This window comes from Mycobacterium sp. 141, assembly GCF_000382405.1.
GTDB lineage: Bacteria > Actinomycetota > Actinomycetes > Mycobacteriales > Mycobacteriaceae > Mycobacterium.
Genome location: NZ_KB908258.1, coordinates 139,278 through 155,900, shown reverse-complemented (window position 1 = coordinate 155,900; position 16,623 = coordinate 139,278). Strand labels below are relative to the sequence as shown.

Annotated in this window: 12 protein-coding genes and 1 pseudogene; 7 read left to right on the top strand and 6 right to left on the bottom strand. The window is 66.5% G+C overall.

Annotation, left to right across the window (positions count from 1 at the left end; genetic code table 11):
- Nucleotides 1–252: 252 nt before the first annotated feature.
- Together nucS and H276_RS23950 are read left to right on the top strand one after the other, a co-directional pair.
- A complete protein-coding gene (nucS, locus tag H276_RS0107970; RefSeq protein ID WP_019970774.1) occupies nt 253–939 on the top strand; it encodes an endonuclease NucS in 687 nt (228 codons plus the stop codon).
- A complete protein-coding gene (locus H276_RS23950; RefSeq protein WP_081625426.1) occupies nt 939–1,226 on the top strand; it encodes a hypothetical protein in 288 nt (95 codons plus the stop codon). Before nucS ends, H276_RS23950 begins: the two co-directional genes overlap by 1 nt.
- A gap of 3 nt (nt 1,227–1,229) precedes the next feature.
- On the opposite strand, the gene mce is transcribed toward H276_RS23950, so the two are convergent.
- Nucleotides 1,230–1,706 carry a methylmalonyl-CoA epimerase gene (gene mce, locus H276_RS0107965; protein ID WP_019970773.1) on the bottom strand — a complete coding sequence of 159 codons (477 nt, stop codon included), beginning with the start codon at nt 1,704–1,706 and terminating at the stop codon, nt 1,230–1,232.
- 86 nt (nt 1,707–1,792) lie between these two features.
- On the opposite strand from mce, the gene H276_RS0107960 reads away from it, so the two are divergent.
- Entirely contained in the window at nt 1,793–2,983 is a 1,191-nt protein-coding gene (locus H276_RS0107960) for an acetyl-CoA C-acetyltransferase (RefSeq protein ID WP_019970772.1), read from the top strand.
- A gap of 115 nt (nt 2,984–3,098) precedes the next feature.
- Nucleotides 3,099–3,983, top strand: a complete 885-nt coding sequence (locus tag H276_RS0107955; protein WP_019970771.1) for a tetratricopeptide repeat protein — start codon at nt 3,099–3,101, stop codon at nt 3,981–3,983.
- Here the strand turns inward: H276_RS0107955 and glgB are convergent.
- The gene (glgB, locus tag H276_RS0107950) at nt 3,980–6,187 is read right to left on the bottom strand and encodes a 1,4-alpha-glucan branching protein GlgB (protein WP_019970770.1); all 2,208 of its coding nucleotides are present in this window, start codon (nt 6,185–6,187) and stop codon (nt 3,980–3,982) included. The genes H276_RS0107955 and glgB overlap by 4 nt on opposite strands.
- Before the next feature lie 7 nt (nt 6,188–6,194).
- Entirely contained in the window at nt 6,195–8,273 is a 2,079-nt protein-coding gene (locus H276_RS0107945) for an alpha-1,4-glucan--maltose-1-phosphate maltosyltransferase (protein ID WP_019970769.1), read from the bottom strand.
- Nucleotides 8,274–8,478: 205 nt separating this feature from the next.
- Here H276_RS0107945 and H276_RS0107940 point away from each other — a divergent pair, with 205 nt between their 5' ends.
- Both H276_RS0107940 and H276_RS22720 read left to right on the top strand, forming a co-directional pair.
- Nucleotides 8,479–11,061: a glycosyltransferase family 1 protein gene (locus tag H276_RS0107940; RefSeq protein WP_019970768.1), complete on the top strand. Its 2,583-nt coding sequence runs from the start codon at nt 8,479–8,481 to the stop codon at nt 11,059–11,061.
- Nucleotides 11,058–11,408: pseudogene (locus tag H276_RS22720) on the top strand (virginiamycin B lyase); the annotation flags it as partial. The gene H276_RS0107940 and the pseudogene H276_RS22720, both read left to right, overlap by 4 nt.
- Before the next feature lie 26 nt (nt 11,409–11,434).
- On the opposite strand, the gene H276_RS0107930 reads toward H276_RS22720, so the two are convergent.
- Genes H276_RS0107930 through H276_RS0107920 form a run of 3 tightly spaced genes read right to left on the bottom strand, consistent with a single transcriptional unit; the run spans nt 11,435 to nt 16,311 of the window.
- Nucleotides 11,435–12,874, bottom strand: coding sequence for a neutral zinc metallopeptidase (locus H276_RS0107930; RefSeq protein ID WP_026356709.1), 1,440 nt, complete (start codon nt 12,872–12,874; stop codon nt 11,435–11,437).
- 30 nt (nt 12,875–12,904) lie between these two features.
- Nucleotides 12,905–14,896 (bottom strand): ATP-dependent DNA helicase, encoded by a 1,992-nt coding sequence (locus H276_RS0107925; RefSeq protein WP_051111402.1) that lies wholly within the window; start codon nt 14,894–14,896, stop codon nt 12,905–12,907.
- 44 nt (nt 14,897–14,940) lie between these two features.
- A complete protein-coding gene (locus H276_RS0107920; protein WP_369758443.1) occupies nt 14,941–16,311 on the bottom strand; it encodes a nicotinate phosphoribosyltransferase in 1,371 nt (456 codons plus the stop codon).
- Nucleotides 16,312–16,320: 9 nt separating this feature from the next.
- Here H276_RS0107920 and clpS point away from each other — a divergent pair, with 9 nt between their 5' ends.
- Entirely contained in the window at nt 16,321–16,623 is a 303-nt protein-coding gene (clpS, locus tag H276_RS0107915) for an ATP-dependent Clp protease adapter ClpS (RefSeq protein ID WP_019970763.1), read from the top strand.

Below are 16,623 nucleotides of genomic sequence, written 5' to 3'. Positions count from 1 at the left end.
TCGAAACTAGCGGAAAAGCGACATCGCAGTGGCTGGTGGCACTCGGCGATGGCCGGTGCGGCGCCCAGTGCTTCGTCCTCGGGATGATCCAGACGCACCGGAGCACCGAACACGCTCGGGATGGGGAACACCAGGGTGACGATCAGCAGGGTCAGGGTTTCCAGAATTCTGCCCAGCCGCCTCGCCACGGATTTGTCGGCGTTCGTCGATGCGTCAGCGTAGTTCGTTCGTCCTGCCCTTAAGGTAGATCGGGTGCGCCTCGTGATTGCCCAGTGCACCGTCGACTATGTGGGTCGGCTGACGGCACACCTTCCGTCCGCCCGCCGGCTGTTGTTGTTCAAGGCCGACGGCTCGGTGAGCGTGCACGCCGACGACCGTGCCTACAAGCCGCTGAACTGGATGAGCCCGCCGTGTTGGGTCATCGAGGAGGACGCAGAAGGCTCAGCGAGCGGATCCGCTGTCGTCTGGGTGGTGGAAAACAGGGCCGGTGAGCAGCTACGCATCACGGTAGAAGACGTCGAGCACGATTCCAGTCACGAGCTCGGGATCGACCCCGGCCTGGTGAAGGACGGGGTCGAGGCGCATCTGCAAACGCTGCTGGCCGAACATGTCGAATTGCTCGGCACCGGCTACACGCTGGTCCGCCGGGAGTATCCGACGGCGATCGGTCCGGTGGATCTAATGTGCCGCGACGAGCTGGGTGGCTCGGTGGCGGTGGAGATCAAGCGTCGCGGTGAGATCGACGGCGTCGAACAACTGACCCGTTACCTGGATTTGCTCAACCGTGACAGTGTGTTGGCGCCGGTGGCCGGGGTGTTCGCGGCTCAGCAGATCAAGCCGCAAGCGCGCACGCTGGCAACCGATCGCGGGATCCGTTGCGTGACTCTGGATTACGACCAGATGCGGGGGATGGACAGCAGCGAGTATCGGTTGTTCTGATGGGACGGCGGCACAGAACACCCAGGAAGCTGCCATCGTCGTTGCCCACGCGTCGAGTCGAAACGGGGCCGGACGGTTACGACTATGAGGTGCGCGTCGTCACCGCGGCGCGTGCGGTCAAGACCTATCGCTGCCCTGGATGCGATCACGAGATACGTTCGGGCACGGCTCATGTGGTGGCGTGGCCGGCAGACATGGGAGAGGCCGCGGTGGACGACCGTCGACATTGGCACACGCCATGCTGGGCCAACCGGGGCAATCGCGGCCCGACGCGCAGGTGGTCGTGACGATCAGTGCGCTGAATCGGCGGCCGGCTCGACCAGCTCGATCAGCACGCCACCCGCGTCTTTGGGGTGGATGAAGTTGATCCTCGAGTTCGCGGTGCCCTTGCGAGCAGCGTCGTAGAGCAGGCGCACACCCTGGCTGCGCAGCCGTTTGCTCAGGGCGTCGATGTCGTTGGTTCGATAGGCCAGCTGCTGCAGGCCGGGGCCGCGCTTGTCGATGAACTTGGCGATCATCGAATCTTCGTCGAGCGGCGACATCAACTGGATCTGTGCGCTGCCCTTCGGTGCGCCGCGGACCGAGAGCATCGCCTCCCGCACGCCCTGCTCTTTGTTGATCTCTTCGTGTAGGACGATCATGCCGAGGTTGTCGTGATACCACTTGATGGCGGCGTCCAGATCTGGGACGGCTATGCCAACGTGGTCGATGGCCGCCACCAGCGCGGTAGCAAGGGCGGGACCGGCGTCAACTCGTTCGGCGGTCATAACCCAACGGTAGCCTTTACCTGAAGGGTTTGCGGTATGTGTGATCGGCCGCACAGGTCCGGTGAACCACTCTTTGGAGGTAGGAAATGACCACGTCGGTGATCGTCGGTGGAGCACGTACTCCGGTCGGTAAATTGATGGGTTCGCTGAAGGATTTCTCAGGCAGTGACCTGGGTGCGGTCGCTATCCGCGGGGCCCTGGCGAAAGCTTTCCCGAATGGTGAGGGCGACGCGTCGCTCGTCGACTACGTGATCATGGGCCAGGTTCTCACCGCCGGTGCCGGACAGATGCCCGCGCGCCAAGCGGCGGTCGGTGGCGGGATCGGCTGGGACGTGCCCGCCCTGACCATCAACAAGATGTGCCTGTCCGGCATCGATGCGATTGCGCTGGCCGATCAGCTCATCCGCGCCGGTGAGTTCGATGTGGTGGTCGCCGGCGGCCAGGAGTCGATGACGCAGGCGCCGCACCTGTTACCCAAGAGCCGTGAAGGCTACAAGTACGGCGATGTCACCGTGCTCGATCACCTCGCCTACGACGGCCTGTACGACGTGTTCACCGATCAGCCGATGGGCGCACTCACCGAGCAGCGCAACGATGTCGACAAGTTCACGCGCGCTGAGCAGGACGAGTTTGCTGCGCAGTCGCATCAGAAAGCCGCCGCGGCGTGGAAGGACGGCGTCTACGCCGACGAGGTGGTGTCGGTGTCGATCCCGCAGCGCAAGGGTGACCCGATCGAGTTCGCCGAGGACGAGGGCATCCGGGCCAACACCACCGCCGAGTCGCTGGGCGGCCTGCGCCCCGCATTCCGCAAGGACGGCACCATCACCGCTGGCTCGTCGTCGCAGATCTCCGACGGCGCATGTGCTGTCGTGGTGATGAACAAGGCCAAGGCCGAAAAGCTGGGGCTGAGCTGGCTCTGTGAGATCGGTGCGCACGGTGTCGTCGCGGGGCCGGACTCCACGCTGCAGTCGCAGCCGGCCAACGCCATCAAGAAGGCGATCGCCCGCGAAGGCATCACCGCCGACCAGCTGGACGTCATCGAGATCAATGAGGCATTCGCCGCGGTGTCGCTCGCGTCGACCAAGGAACTCGGAGTGGACCCGGCCAAGGTCAACGTCCACGGCGGCGCTATCGCCATCGGCCATCCGATCGGCATGTCAGGTGCCCGCATCACGCTGCACGCAGCCCTTGAACTCGCCCGCCGCGGCTCCGGCTATGCGGTCGCCGCGTTGTGCGGTGCGGGCGGGCAGGGCGATGCGCTCGTGCTGCGTCGGTGACCGCTACCAACGGGCCAAAACTACGCCGGGTAGTAGCTGTCGATGGAACCCGGTTCGGCGCTGACGCCCCAACCGGGCCGCGGCGCGCCGGAAACAACGTGACAGACTTGATGACGTGACACGTCCACGTCCTTCCGTCGGTCCGGCGCTGGCCGGTGCGGTTGATTTGTCGGCACTCAAGCAGCGGCCCGCCGAGGGCACCGCGTCGGCGCCGCCCGGCGGCGTCGAAGTAACCGAAGTCAACTTTGAAGCCGAGGTGCTGGTCCGGTCCAGCCAGGTCCCGGTGGTGGTGCTGCTGTGGTCTCCGCGTAGTGAGCCCAGCATCCAGTTGGGCGACACGTTGGCGGCTCTGGCTGCTCGAGACGGCGGTAAGTGGTCGCTGGCGGTGATCAACGTCGACACCACGCCCCGGGTCGCGCAGATGTTCGGTATCCAGGGAGTGCCCACGGTCGTAGCGTTGGCCGGTGGGCAGCCGATCGCCAGCTTCGAAGGTCCACAGCCGCCCGAGCAGTTGCGCCGGTGGGTCGATTCCCTGCTGCAGGCCACTGCGGGCAAGCTCGAAGCAGGAGCGGCGGAAGAGGCCGAACAGGTCGATCCCGAACTCGAGCAGGCACGCGACCATTTGGACAATGGCGACTTCACCGCGGCGCTGACCGCCTACCAGGCCATCCTCGAGGGCGATCCGAATCACGCCGAGGCCAAGGGCGCCGTGCGCCAGATCGCCTTCCTGCAGCGCGCCAGCGCGCAGCGCCCTGACGCAGTGGCCGTTGCCGATGCCGCCCCGGGCGATATCGAGGCGGCGTTCGCCGCAGCCGACGTCGAGCTCCTGCAGCAACGGGTGTCGGCAGCGTTCGACCGGCTGATTGCGCTGGTCAAGCACACGGCCGGTGATGATCGGACCGCGGTCCGCACCCGCCTGGTCGAGCTGTTCGACCTGTTCGACCAGGCGGATCCCGAGGTCGTCGCCGGCCGGCGCAACCTCGCCAACGCGCTGTACTAGGCCGGGTCGAACCAGAGCGCCGACAGCGGCGGCAACACCATGACCGCCGAGGCCGGGCGGCCGTGCCACGGCTCGTCGGTAGCCTCCACCGCGCCGTAGTTGCCGATGCCCGAGCCGTTGTACAGCGTGGCATCGGTATTGAGCACCTCGCGCCAGGTGCCTGCATGCGGCAGGCCCAACCGGTACTGGCTGTGTTCAGTGCCGGCGAAGTTGATCACGCAGGCCAGCATCGAACCGTCGGCGCCGATTCTCAGGAAGCTCAGCACGTTGTTGGCCGAATCGTTGGCATCGATCCAGGAGTAGCCCTCGGGCGAGCTGTCACGGCTCCACAACGCAGGGTGGCTGCGGTAGATCTCGTTGAGATCACGTACCAGGCGTTGCACACCGCCCGAGAAACCCTGCTCGTCGAGCTGGAACCAGTCCAGGCCACGTCCCTCGGACCATTCGGTGCGCTGGCCGAATTCCTGGCCCATGAACAGCAGTTGCTTACCCGGGTGGGCCCACTGGTAGGCCAGCAGGCTGCGTAGGCCGGCCGCCTTCTCGTGATCGCCGCCGGGCATCCGGTTCCACAGCGTGCCCTTGCCGTGCACCACCTCGTCGTGGCTGATGGGCAGGACGTAGTTCTCGCTGAACGCGTACAGCATGGAGAACGTCATCTCGTGGTGGTGGTAGCTGCGGTATATCGGGTTGCGGCTGATGTAGTCCAGCGTGTCGTTCATCCAGCCCATGTTCCACTTCATCGAAAAGCCGAGGCCGCCAAGGTTGGTCGGACGCGTGACGCCGGGCCAGGACGTGGATTCCTCCGCCACGGTGACGATACCGGGGGCCATCTTGTGCACCGTGGCGTTCATCTCCTGCAGGAACTGCACGGCCTCGAGGTTTTCCCGGCCGCCGTAGACGTTGGGTGTCCACCCGCCGTCCGGGCGTGAGTAGTCGAGGTAGAGCATCGAAGCCACCGCGTCCACCCGCAGCCCGTCGATGTGGTACTCCTGCAGCCAGTACAGGGCGTTGGCAACCAGGAAGTTGCGGACTTCGGTCCGGCCGAAGTCGAAAACGTAGGTGCCCCAGTCCAGTTGCTCACCGCGCCGCGGATCGGAGTGCTCGTAGAGGGCAGTCCCGTCGAACCGGCCCAGCGCCCAGGAGTCCTTGGGAAAGTGTGCGGGCACCCAGTCCACGATCACCCCGATGCCGGCCTGGTGCAGGGTGTCGACGAGATACCGGAAGTCGTCGGGGGAACCCAGGCGCGATGTCGGTGCGTAATACGACGTGACCTGGTAGCCCCAGGATCCGCCGAACGGGTGTTCGGCCACCGGCAGCAGCTCGACGTGGGTAAAGCCCTGTTGGACGACGTATTCGGTGAGCTGCTCGGCCAGTTCCCGGTAGGACAGGCCGGGCCGCCACGACATCAGGTGCACTTCGTAGGTACTCATCGGCTCGAACACCGGGTTGAGCTCGGCACGCTGCGTCATCCAGTCGGAGTCGTCCCAGGTGTAGGAACTGCTGAACACGCGGGAGGCGGTGTGTGGTGGCACCTCGGTGGCGAACGCCATCGGGTCGGCGCGATCGGAGACCGACCCGTCGGCGCCGTGCACCCGAAGCTTGTAGAGCCCGTCGGCCGGAAAGTCCGGCCAGAACAGTTCCCACACACCGGTCGAGCCCAGCACCCGCATCTGTGCCTCATTGCCGTCCCAGTGGTTGAAGTCACCGATCAGGCTGATGCCCTTGGCGTTCGGTGCCCACACCGCGAACGACACCCCGTTCACCACGCCGTCCGGCGTGGTGAACGACCGGGGATGCGCCCCGAGGATCTCCCACAGCCGCTCGTGCCGACCCTCGGCGAACAGGTGCAGGTCGAGCTCACCGAGCGTCGGCAGGAACCGGTAGGCATCGGCGGTGGTGTGAATGTCGATGGTGTCATCGGCACCCGGATAACCGATCTCCAACCGGTAGTCGACCAGGTTGGTGTACGGCACCGCAACCGCGAACAGCCCGGATTCCAGATGCTCCAACGGAAACCGGTCGGTACCGATCAGCGCGGTCACCCTAACCGCATGCGGCCGGTAGGCCCGGATCACGGTGTGATCGGCGTATTCGTGGGCACCCAGGAAGGCGTGCGGATCGTGGTGTTCGCCGGCTAGCAGCCGGTGCACATCTGACGGGTCTGGCCGCAGTTGCGCATTGGTGAGTTGATTACTTCGCGTCATCTCGCCCTCATTCCCTGCGTAGCAGTTCGAGTCGTTTGTCCTGCGGTACCGTGGGCATATTCAGCACGTGTGCCACCGCTTTGGCGGGGTCGATGCGGATGAAATTGGCCTGGCCCCACTGGTATTCCTGACCGGTGATCTCGTCGCGCACCCAGAATCGGTCGTAGGCCTCCATGCCGAGTGCCTCCATGTCCAGCCACAGCGTGGACTCTTCCGGACCGAATGCGTTCAGGGTGACCACCACAAGCACGGTGTCGCCGGTGATCGGGTCGAACTTGCTGTAAGCCAGCAGTGCGGCGTTGTCGATGTGGTGGAACGTCACGTTGCGCAGCTGGCGAAGCGCGGGATGCAACCGGCGAATCTCGTTGAGCCGGGCGAGGAACGGTTCGAGCGATTCACCCGCCGCCAAGGCGGCCTCGAAGTCGCGGGGACGCAGCTCGTACTTTTCCGAGTCCAGGTATTCCTCGCTGCCCTCACGCACCGCGCGGTGCTCGTAGAGCTCGTAGCCGGAGTACACCCCCCACGTCGAGCTCAGCGTCGCGGCGAGCACCGCCCGGATGGCGAACATGCCGGGACCGCCGTGTTGCAGGCTTGCGTGCAGGATGTCGGGGGTGTTGACCCACAGGCTCAGCCGAGCGCAGTCGGCGTATTTGACTATTTCCCTGCCGAATTCGGTGAGCTCCCACTTCGACGTGCGCCAGGTGAAATAGGTATAAGACTGCGTGAAACCGAGTTTGGCCAGCCCATACAACCGCGCGGGCCGGGTGAAAGCCTCGGCGAGGAACAGCACGTCCGGATCCCTGTTCTTGACTTCGGCGATCAGCCAGGCCCAGAAATTCGGCGGTTTGGTGTGGGGGTTGTCGACACGAAACACCTTGACGCCGTGGGATACCCAGAACTGAACCACGCGCAGCACCTCGTGGTACAGGCCTGCCGGGTCGTTGTCGAAGTTCAGGGGATAGATGTCCTGGTACTTCTTCGGCGGGTTTTCCGCGTACGCGATGGTGTCGTCGGGCAGCACCGTGAACCATTCCCGGTGGGCCTTGGCCCACGGATGATCGGGCGCACACTGCAGGGCCAGGTCCAGGGCGACTTCCAGGCCCAGGTCACGGGCGGCTGAGACGAATGCGTCGAAGTCGTCGATGGTGCCCAGTTCCGGATGCACGGCGTCGTGGCCGCCCGCGTCACTGCCGATCGCCCACGGTGATCCGACGTCGCCCGGCCCGGCGGTCACGGAGTTGTTCCGGCCCTTGCGGTGCAGGTTGCCGATCGGGTGGATCGGCGGCAGGTAGACGATGTTGAAACCCATCCGGGCGATGCGGGGCAGGGCTGCGGCGGCGGTGGAGAACGTTCCGTGTACGGGGTGGCCGTCGGCGTCCCAGCCGCCGGTGGACCGTGGGAACATCTCATACCAGGAACTGAACCGGGCCAGCGGCCGGTCCACCCACACGCCGTACCGATCACCACGGGTGAGCAATTCACGCAGTGGGTAGTGCGCCAAAAGGTCGGTGACCTGCTCGGACAGTGCCGCGCCGGCGCGGGTGAACGGATCGCCGGGGGTTCGCAGCGCGGTGGCGGCGGCCAACAGCGGGTCACGCAGGTCGTGCGGCGTGCCTGCGGCCGCCCGCTCCAGCAAGCGGGCCCCGACCAGTAGATCGTTGGACAGTTCGCCTTCGCTCTGCCCGGCGCCGAGCTTGGCCTCCACCGCGTGGCGCCACGTGGCGATGGGATCACCCCATCCGTCGACCCGGAACGACCACAGGCCGACACGGTCGGGGGTGAACTGGCCATGAAAGATATCGGGGATGTCGCCTTGCAGCATCGGTAGCGCTTGCGGCTTGACGCGTGGGGCGGGTGCCACGACGTCCTGGATAGGTACAGGCTCGGGCGCGCCGGCGGGGGTCTCGGTCAGACGCGGGTAGTCCGTGCCGTGATACCGCACCACCAGAGTGGCCGCAACCTTGTCGTGGCCTTCGCGCCACACCGTCGCACACACCGGTACCACTTCGCCGACGACTGCCTTTGCGGGGAAACGCCCACCGGAAATCACTGGCGCGACGTCGTCGATTCCGATACGACCGGTCACCCGCTACTCCTCACATTGTCGTTACCGCTGTTCGATTGCACTGTCCCTGTCGCGTCCAGTACCTACCGTAGTGTCCGGTCGAATCTCGCGGGCGTGAAGCAGCGCAGGTGTTGATTTCCCTGCGCGCACGTCTGCATCGGTGTGGCTTTGTGTGGCCCAGGCTGATTGGCTGCGAGATCGCGAATTACCAGTAAGGTGGTGTCGCGTGAAAGCCCTCCGACGGTTCACTGTCCGCGCGCATCTGCCCGAGCAGTTGGCCGCGCTCGAACGCTTGTCGATCAATCTGCGCTGGTCATGGGACAAATCTACCCAGGACCTGTTCGCCCATATCGATCCGGTGCTGTGGCGCACCGTCGGAGGAGATCCGGTGGCGCTGCTGGGCGCGGTAAGCCCGAAGCGGCTCGATGAGTTGGCCAATGACGAATCGTTTCTGAATCGTCTCGACGGGTTGGCCGCGGATCTGGACAACTACCTGACCCGGCCGTTGTGGTACCAGCAGCAGGCCGACGAAGGCGTCGAGATGCCGAAGGGTATCGCGTACTTCTCGATGGAGTTCGGCGTTGCCGAGGTGCTGCCCAACTATTCCGGTGGTTTGGGCATCCTCGCCGGTGACCACCTGAAATCGGCATCGGATCTGGGTCTGCCGCTGATCGCGGTCGGGCTGTACTACCGGTCGGGCTATTTCCGGCAGTCGCTGACCGCCGACGGGTGGCAGCGCGAGAACTATCCGTCACTGGATCCGCAGGGCCTGCCGTTACGGCTGCTGACCGACGCGGCAGGCGATGCCGTGCTGGTGGCGCTGGCGCTGCCCGACGATCGCGAGCTGCGGGCCCGGGTGTGGATCGCCCAGGTGGGCCGAATCCCGTTGCTGCTGCTGGATTCCGACATCCCCGAAAATGAGCACGACCTGCGCGGGGTGACCGACCGGCTCTACGGCGGTGACCAGGAACACCGGATGAAGCAGGAGATCCTGGCCGGTATCGGCGGGATCCGGGCGATCCGGGCCTTCGTCGAGGCAGAGGGTCTGTCCGCGCCCGAGGTGTTCCATATGAACGAGGGCCACGCTGGTTTCCTCGGACTGGAACGTATCCGCGAGCTGGTGGCGGCCGGGCTGGATTTCGACACGGCGCTCACCGTGGTGCGGTCCTCGACGGTGTTCACCACCCACACCCCGGTACCCGCAGGCATAGACCGGTTCCCGGTGGACCTGATCAGGCGGTACTTCGGCGGCCCGGCCGATGATTCCCGGCTGCTGCCGGGGGTGCCGCTGGACCGGGTGATCGCGTTCGGGGCGGAGGACGATCCGTCGAAGTTCAACATGGCGCACATGGGTTTGCGGCTCGCGCAGCGGGCCAACGGTGTGTCGTTGCTGCACGGCCGTGTGAGCCGAATGATGTTCAACGAACTGTGGCCGGGCTTCGACCCCAGTGAGGTGCCGATCGGGTCCATCACCAACGGTGTGCACGCCCCGACCTGGGCGGCGCCGCAATGGCTGGCGCTGGGCCGTGAGCTCATCGGGTCCGAAGCCGCTGAGCCCGCCGTGTGGGAGCGGCTGCAGGAGGTCGATCCCGGACAACTGTGGTGGATCCGGTCCCAACTGCGCGAGACGTTGATCGGTGACGTGCGTGAGCGGCTGCGCCGCTCTTGGCTGGAGCGTGGCGCATCGGATGCGGAATTGGGCTGGATCGCAACGGCTTTCGATCCTTCGGTGCTGACCATCGGGTTCGCCCGGCGGGTGCCGACCTACAAGCGGCTGACGCTGATGCTTCGCGACCCCGAACGGCTGGAGGCACTGCTGCTCGACGAGCACCGGCCCGTCCAGTTGATCGTGGCAGGCAAGTCACACCCGGCCGATGACGGCGGCAAGGCGCTGATCCAGCAGATCGTCAAATTCGCCGACCGGCCCGAGGTGCGGCACCGCATCGCGTTCCTGCCCGACTACGACATGTCGATGGCGCGGTACCTGTATTGGGGCTGCGATGTGTGGCTGAACAATCCGCTGCGCCCGTTGGAAGCCTGTGGCACGTCGGGGATGAAGAGCGCGCTCAACGGCGGGCTCAACCTGTCCATCCGCGACGGTTGGTGGGACGAGTGGTACGACGGCTCGAACGGGTGGGAGATCCCGACCGCCGACGGACTGGCCGACGAGGGGCGCCGCGACGACCTGGAGGCCGCCGCGCTCTATGACCTGCTGGAAAAGGCTGTCACGCCGAAGTTCTACGAGCGTGACGAGCATGGGGTGCCGATGCGTTGGGTCGAGATGGTGCGCCATACCCTGCAGGTACTCGGGCCCAAGGTGCTGGCCTCGCGGATGGTGCGCGACTACACCGAGAAGTACTACCTACCGGCAGCGCAGTCGCTGCGCAAGACAGTCAAACCCGCCGCGGGCGAACCCTTCGGTGCGGCAAGCGAACTCGCAGATTACCGGCGCCGAGCACGGTTGGCCTGGCCCAAGATCCAGATCACCGATGTGGACAGCTACGGGCTGCCCGACACCCCGCTGCTGGGCTCGGAACTGACGTTGAGCGCGACGGTGCAGCTGGCCGGGCTGGCGCCCGACGAGGTGGTGGTCCAAGCCGTTCTCGGGCGCGTCGACGCCACCGACTCCATCACCGACCCGGTGACGGTACCGATGGTGCACATCGGAACCGCCGAAGGCGGCAACGAGATGTTCTCGACCAGCACGCCGCTGCCGGTGGCCGGGCCGGTGGGCTACACCGTGCGAGTCCTCCCACACCACCGCTTGTTGGCTGGCGACAACGAACTCGGACTCGTCACGCTGGCTTGAGCAAAGCGCTCAAAGTCGCCGTCGACGGCGGTCCGTACGCTTTGGCGGCGGGCCCGGACGGCGCCATGTGGGTGACGCTGGTGCATGCCGGAGCTGTCGCGCGGATCTCCGGCGCCGGTGAGGTGACTGTGCATGCGGTCGGCGACGGTTCGCGGCCGTCGATCATCACTGCGGGTCCCGACGGGGCGCTGTGGTTCACCGCCATGGCCTCGGGGGTGATCGGCCGGATCAGCACTGACGGCGAGGTCACCACCGTCGACCTGGCCTCAGGCAGTGAACCGCACGGTCTGGCGATCGGTCCGGACGGAGCCGTCTGGGTGGCCCTGGAGGCCGGGTTCGTACTGCGCATGCCGAACTGAGCGCCCCCCTGGCGTCAGGCGAATCGCTTGAAGCAACGCTCCGTGTCCCCGAGCACACCCAGCCGGAACGCATCGATGCGGGAGAAACCGGATGGCACCGATTCGCCGTTGACGTCGCTGGCCACGAGCCCGTTGGTGAGAATGCCCGATACCGCCTCGTCGATGTCGCCTGCGGTCAGCACGAGACTGTCCCCGTTGCCCAAGGTCATGTTCTTGCTCAGCTTGGCGTTGGCCACCCCGGTGAGGCACGCCGTCCGCAGTGCGGCCTCGGCGTTGTTGAGCGCAACCCCCCGAGCATTCTGCAGGGACAGCATGTATCGCGAGGTCAACACCGAAAAAGCGGTGTTGTCGCCGTCGGCCAGGGCTGCGCCGTCATCGTCCTCACTGTTCTTCACGCCCATCGCAGCGAGGTCTTTGAGGTCGACGACGATGGTGTTGGTGGCCGGACAATACGAGGCCGGTGCGCTGGGCCTGGCGTTCGGGCACGTTTGCGCGACGTCGAAACTGAGCTGAGGTGGTTCGGCCGGCGTGAAGATGGTGTTCAGCGCGTCGACCATGGCGCGCACCGACTTGTCGGTGATCGGCAGTTCGCCGGTCTGGTCCTCGGTCAGCAGCACCGGCAGGTCCCCGCGGCGCTCGGTGATCTCCTTGACGTCGATAGCCGCGCACGCTGATGGGCCGTCGGTGAAGCCGAACTGGAACGCCGAGACCCGTTCGAACGCCGAGCCGTGCTGATCGGCGCCGGCTTGCGCGTCGTCCTCGCTCTGCAGCGGGTCCCGGAAGGCGATCACGGCCGCGAGCACGTTGTTGAGGCCGTCGCCGGTGTTGAGGGTGAATCGGGGAGAACTGCCCTCGGCCACCCAGCGCATGTACGTGCCGGCCAGGCAGTCGGCCTGCTGCTCGGAAACCAGGGTGGGGGTTCCGCGGGTGATCAGTTTGGCCTGCTGCTGCACCGAGTGACCGTACTCGTGGGCGAGCACCAGCACGGCTGCCATGTCGCCGCCATCTTTGCGTAGGGATGGCATCAGCACGCCACGGTCCCAGCCGATGCTCCGGTCGAGTTTGCAGAACGCGGCGTTGACCAGCCCGTAGGTGTCCTCACCGCAGAATTCGCCGTCATATCCGTGTGCGTCCCACGAGATCAATTCGGAGACAGGTTGGAACGCGCTGTCGAAGGAGTCTGCGTAGGCCGTGTGCCAGAATTCCTCGATGTCGCTGACGGCAGCGCCGGCCAGTTTGTCGATATCCCCGTTGTCGGTCCCGGTGACTTCGCGCGAGCCTGGCTCGGCATCCGGACGCAAACCACTCGGCCCGTCGGTGGCAGGCATTCCTGCCACCGAGAACGGGTCGGCGAACACCGATACAGGGTTACCTTCCAGCACCGTCGAGCATGACAGGAGCGGCAACACTGCGCACGCGGCGATCACTATGCGGGCCAGGCGCCGTCGACTCATGGAGCTAAAGGATAGTGACAACCCGCAGTCTCAGCTGTCACCATGTAACCGGCGCAGGGCTTGGCGCACCCGGTCGCCGTCGGTGGTGGGCCAGAACGGTGGCAGTGACGCACGCAGGTAGCCGCCGTAGCGCGCGGTCGCCAGTCGGGAATCCAGCACCGCGACCACACCCCGGTCGTCGGTGTGGCGCAGCAGTCGGCCTGCGCCCTGGGCCAGCAGCAGGGCGGCGTGGTTGGCGGCCACCGCCATGAAGCCGTTGCCGCCGCGTGCGCTGATCGCCCGTTGCCGCGCGGTCAGCAGCGGATCGTCGGGGCGGGGGAACGGGATCCGGTCGATCAGCACCAGCGACAGCGACGGCCCCGGCACGTCGACACCCTGCCACAGCGACAGCGTGCCGAACAGTGAGGTTTCGGGATCGGCGGAAAATTGTTGCACCAGAGCAGAAGTGGTGTCGTCACCCTGGCAGAGCACCGGGGTGTCCAGGCGCTCGCGCATGACCTCGGCGGCAGCCTTGGCCGCGCGCATCGAGGAGAACAGGCCCAGTGTGCGACCGCCGGCCGCGGTGATCAGACCCTCGATCTCGGCGAGGGCGTCCTCGCCAGTGCCGTCGCGGCCGGGTGGCGGCAAATGCTTGGCGACGTACAGGATTCCGGATTTGGCGTGCTCGAACGGCGAGCCGACGTCGATGCCGCGCCAGCCCGGTGTGCTCGCGCCCTCGGAGTCGTCCGGTTTGGCCAGACCCCACGCCCTGGCCATGGCGTCAAAGTTGCCGCCCAGGCTCAGCGTGGCAGAGGTCAGCACGGCGGTGGTGTGGTCAAAGAGCCTGGTGCGCAACAACCTTGACACGGTCAGCGGGGCCACCCGCAGGATGGTCCGGACTGTCCCGCTGCTGCCTTTGGTGCTCCTCGCGTGCGCGCCCTCATCATGGTCGAGCCACACCACGTCGGTCCGGTCCGGGATGGCCGGGACGAACGACGACAGGATGCGGGTGGCGGTGTCGTCGACATCGGACAGCGCGGTCGCGGCCTCGTTGCGGGCGGCCGCGGCCTTCGGATCGCTCGGCGAGGTGTCGATCGCCATCCTGGCCTTGCTGGCGGCGTCGCGCAGCGCGGTCAGATAGGTGGCCAGCTCGTCGTCGAGGACATCGATGCGACCCGGCTCGGTCTCGTGCAGCAGAGAGGACAGCGTCGCGATGCATGCCTCGAAACGTTCAGCGAGTTCGGGATCCACCAGCCTGGCGGCTCGGCGGTGCGCCACGGCCATCGACGTCGCGGACAGTTCGGCGGTGGCCACCCCGGTGACGCGGTCGGCCAGTTCGTGAGCTTCGTCGACGACCAGCAGCTCGTACTCGGGCAGCACTGCGAAATCGGATAGGGCATCGATGGCCAGCAGGGCATGGTTGGTCACCACCACATCGGCGGTGCCGGCCAGGCTGCGGGCCCGCTCGGCGAAGCAGTCGGTGCCGTACTGGCAGCGTGCGACCCCTAGGCACTCGCGCGCCGAGACGCTGACCTGGCTCCAGGAGCGGTCCGGCACACCCGGTGTCACCTCGTCGCGGTCGCCGGTCTCGGTGTCCGAGGACCAGTCCATGAGGCGCTGCACGTCGCGGCCCATCGCGCTGATGGCCATCGGCGAGAACAACTCGTCCTGTGGGCGGTCCTCTGGTTCGCTGGCTCCGTTGTGGATCTTGTTGAGGCACAGGTAGTTTCCCCGACCCTTCAACAAGGCGAAGGTAGGGCGGCGGGGGAGCGCGGCGGCCAACGACTCCACGAGCCGGGGCAGATCGCGGTCCACCAGCTGCCGCTGCAGCGCAATGGTCGCCGTCGAGACGACGACGGGCTGCTCGGTGGCCAGCGCATGCGCGATCGCCGGAACCAGGTAGGCAAGCGATTTGCCGGTGCCGGTGCCGGCCTGGACAGCCAGGTGTTCACCGGATTCGAAGGCGTGCGTGACGGCCTCGGCCATCTCGATCTGCCCGGTGCGACGCGTGCCTCCCAGCCCGTCGACAGCGACCGCGAGCAGGTCGGCGACGTCTTTGGTGAAGTCGGATTCCGCCGTGGGAGCTCCTAACGATCTCGGGCCGACGGGACGGCAGGCAAGACCAGTCGGGTCCCGACGGCCGGTTCGCCGCGGGACAGTTTGAGCCCGTCCCACGGCAGGCTGTGCAGCCCGGCGGCGACCCGCTCACGCGCGGCGGCAAGTTCGTCGGCAGGGGTGGTGTCGGACACTGGGTCGCCACCGGTCACCAACGGGACGGTGAGCGTGCGTGCGGTAAGCCCGTTCGGCACGGGAGGGGCTTGTCCGTAGGGATAGACCACCTCTTCTACGACCGTTCCGGAGGCCTTGGCCAGGCGCAGTGCCTGTTTGCGCCCGCCGTGCGATTCCTTATGGCTGCTGCGCTTGGCCACGCGGATGCCGTCCACCTCGACGAGCTTGTAGACCATGCTGGCGGTCGGTGCCCCCGAGCCGGTCACCACCGAGGTGCCGACGCCGTAGCTGTCGGCGGGTTCGGCGCGCAGGGCGGCGATCGCGAACTCGTCGAGGTCGCCGGAGACCACGATGCGCGTCGACGTTGCGCCCAGGTCGTCGAGCTGGGCGCGGACTTGGCCGGCCAGCACACCCAGATCACCCGAGTCGATGCGGACCGCGCCGAGTTCGGTGCCGCCCACCGCGATCGCGTTCGCCACTCCCGCGGTGATGTCGTAGGTGTCCACCAGTAACGTTGTGCCGGTGCCGAGAGCGGCCAGCTGGCCACGGAACGCGGCCTGCTCGTCGGACCCCGAGGGGGTCGTGTGCAGCAGGGTGTATGCGTGTGCCGCGGTGCCCATCGCGGGCACGCCGTAGCGCCGCTGGGCCTCCAGGTTCGACGACCCCGCGAACCCGGCCAGGTAGGCCGCGCGGGCCGCGGCGACGGCTGCCTGTTCGTGGGTACGTCGCGAACCCATCTCGATCATGGGTCGCCCCGCCGCGGCGGTGGTCATCCGAGCCGCGGCAGAGGCGATCGCCGTGTCGTGGTTGAAGATTGACAGCACCAGCGTTTCGAGGATCACGCATTCGGCGAAACTGCCGTGCACCGACAGCACCGGCGAGCCGGGGAAGTACAAGTCACCTTCGGCATAGCCGTCGATATCCCCCCGGAACCGGTAGTCGGCAAGGTACGCCAGCGTCGCGTCGTCGAGAAAATCCAGGCCGGCCAACGTGGTGGCGTCGAACCTGAACTGTCCCAACGCTTCCACGAAGCGCCCGGTCCCTGCCACCACGCCGTAACGGCGGCCGTCGGGCAACCTGCGGGCAAAGACCTCGAACGTGGTTCGGCGGTGCGCGGTACCGTCCCGAAGCGCGGCGGCGAGCATGGTCAACTCGTACTTGTCGGTGAGCAACGCGACCGTCACAGCAGCAACCGTAGCCGTTTCCGGGTTTGGGTATCTCGCCGGTATTGTGAGCCCATGGTTACACCGGCGAAGGCCCGTCCGGGTACCCGGGAAGAAGTTGACGTCGCCGGGGTGGAGGCCACCGACAGTCCCTGGGTGACCATCGTCTGGGACGATCCGGTCAACCTGATGACGTACGTGACCTACGTCTTCCAGAAGCTCTTCGGCTACAGCGAGCCACACGCCACCAAGCTCATGCTGCAGGTGCACAACGAGGGCAGGGCCGTCGTGTCGGCGGGTAGCCGCGAATCCATGGAGGTCGACGTGTCGAAACTGCACGCCGCCGGGCTGTGGGCGACCTTGGCGCAGGACCGCTGA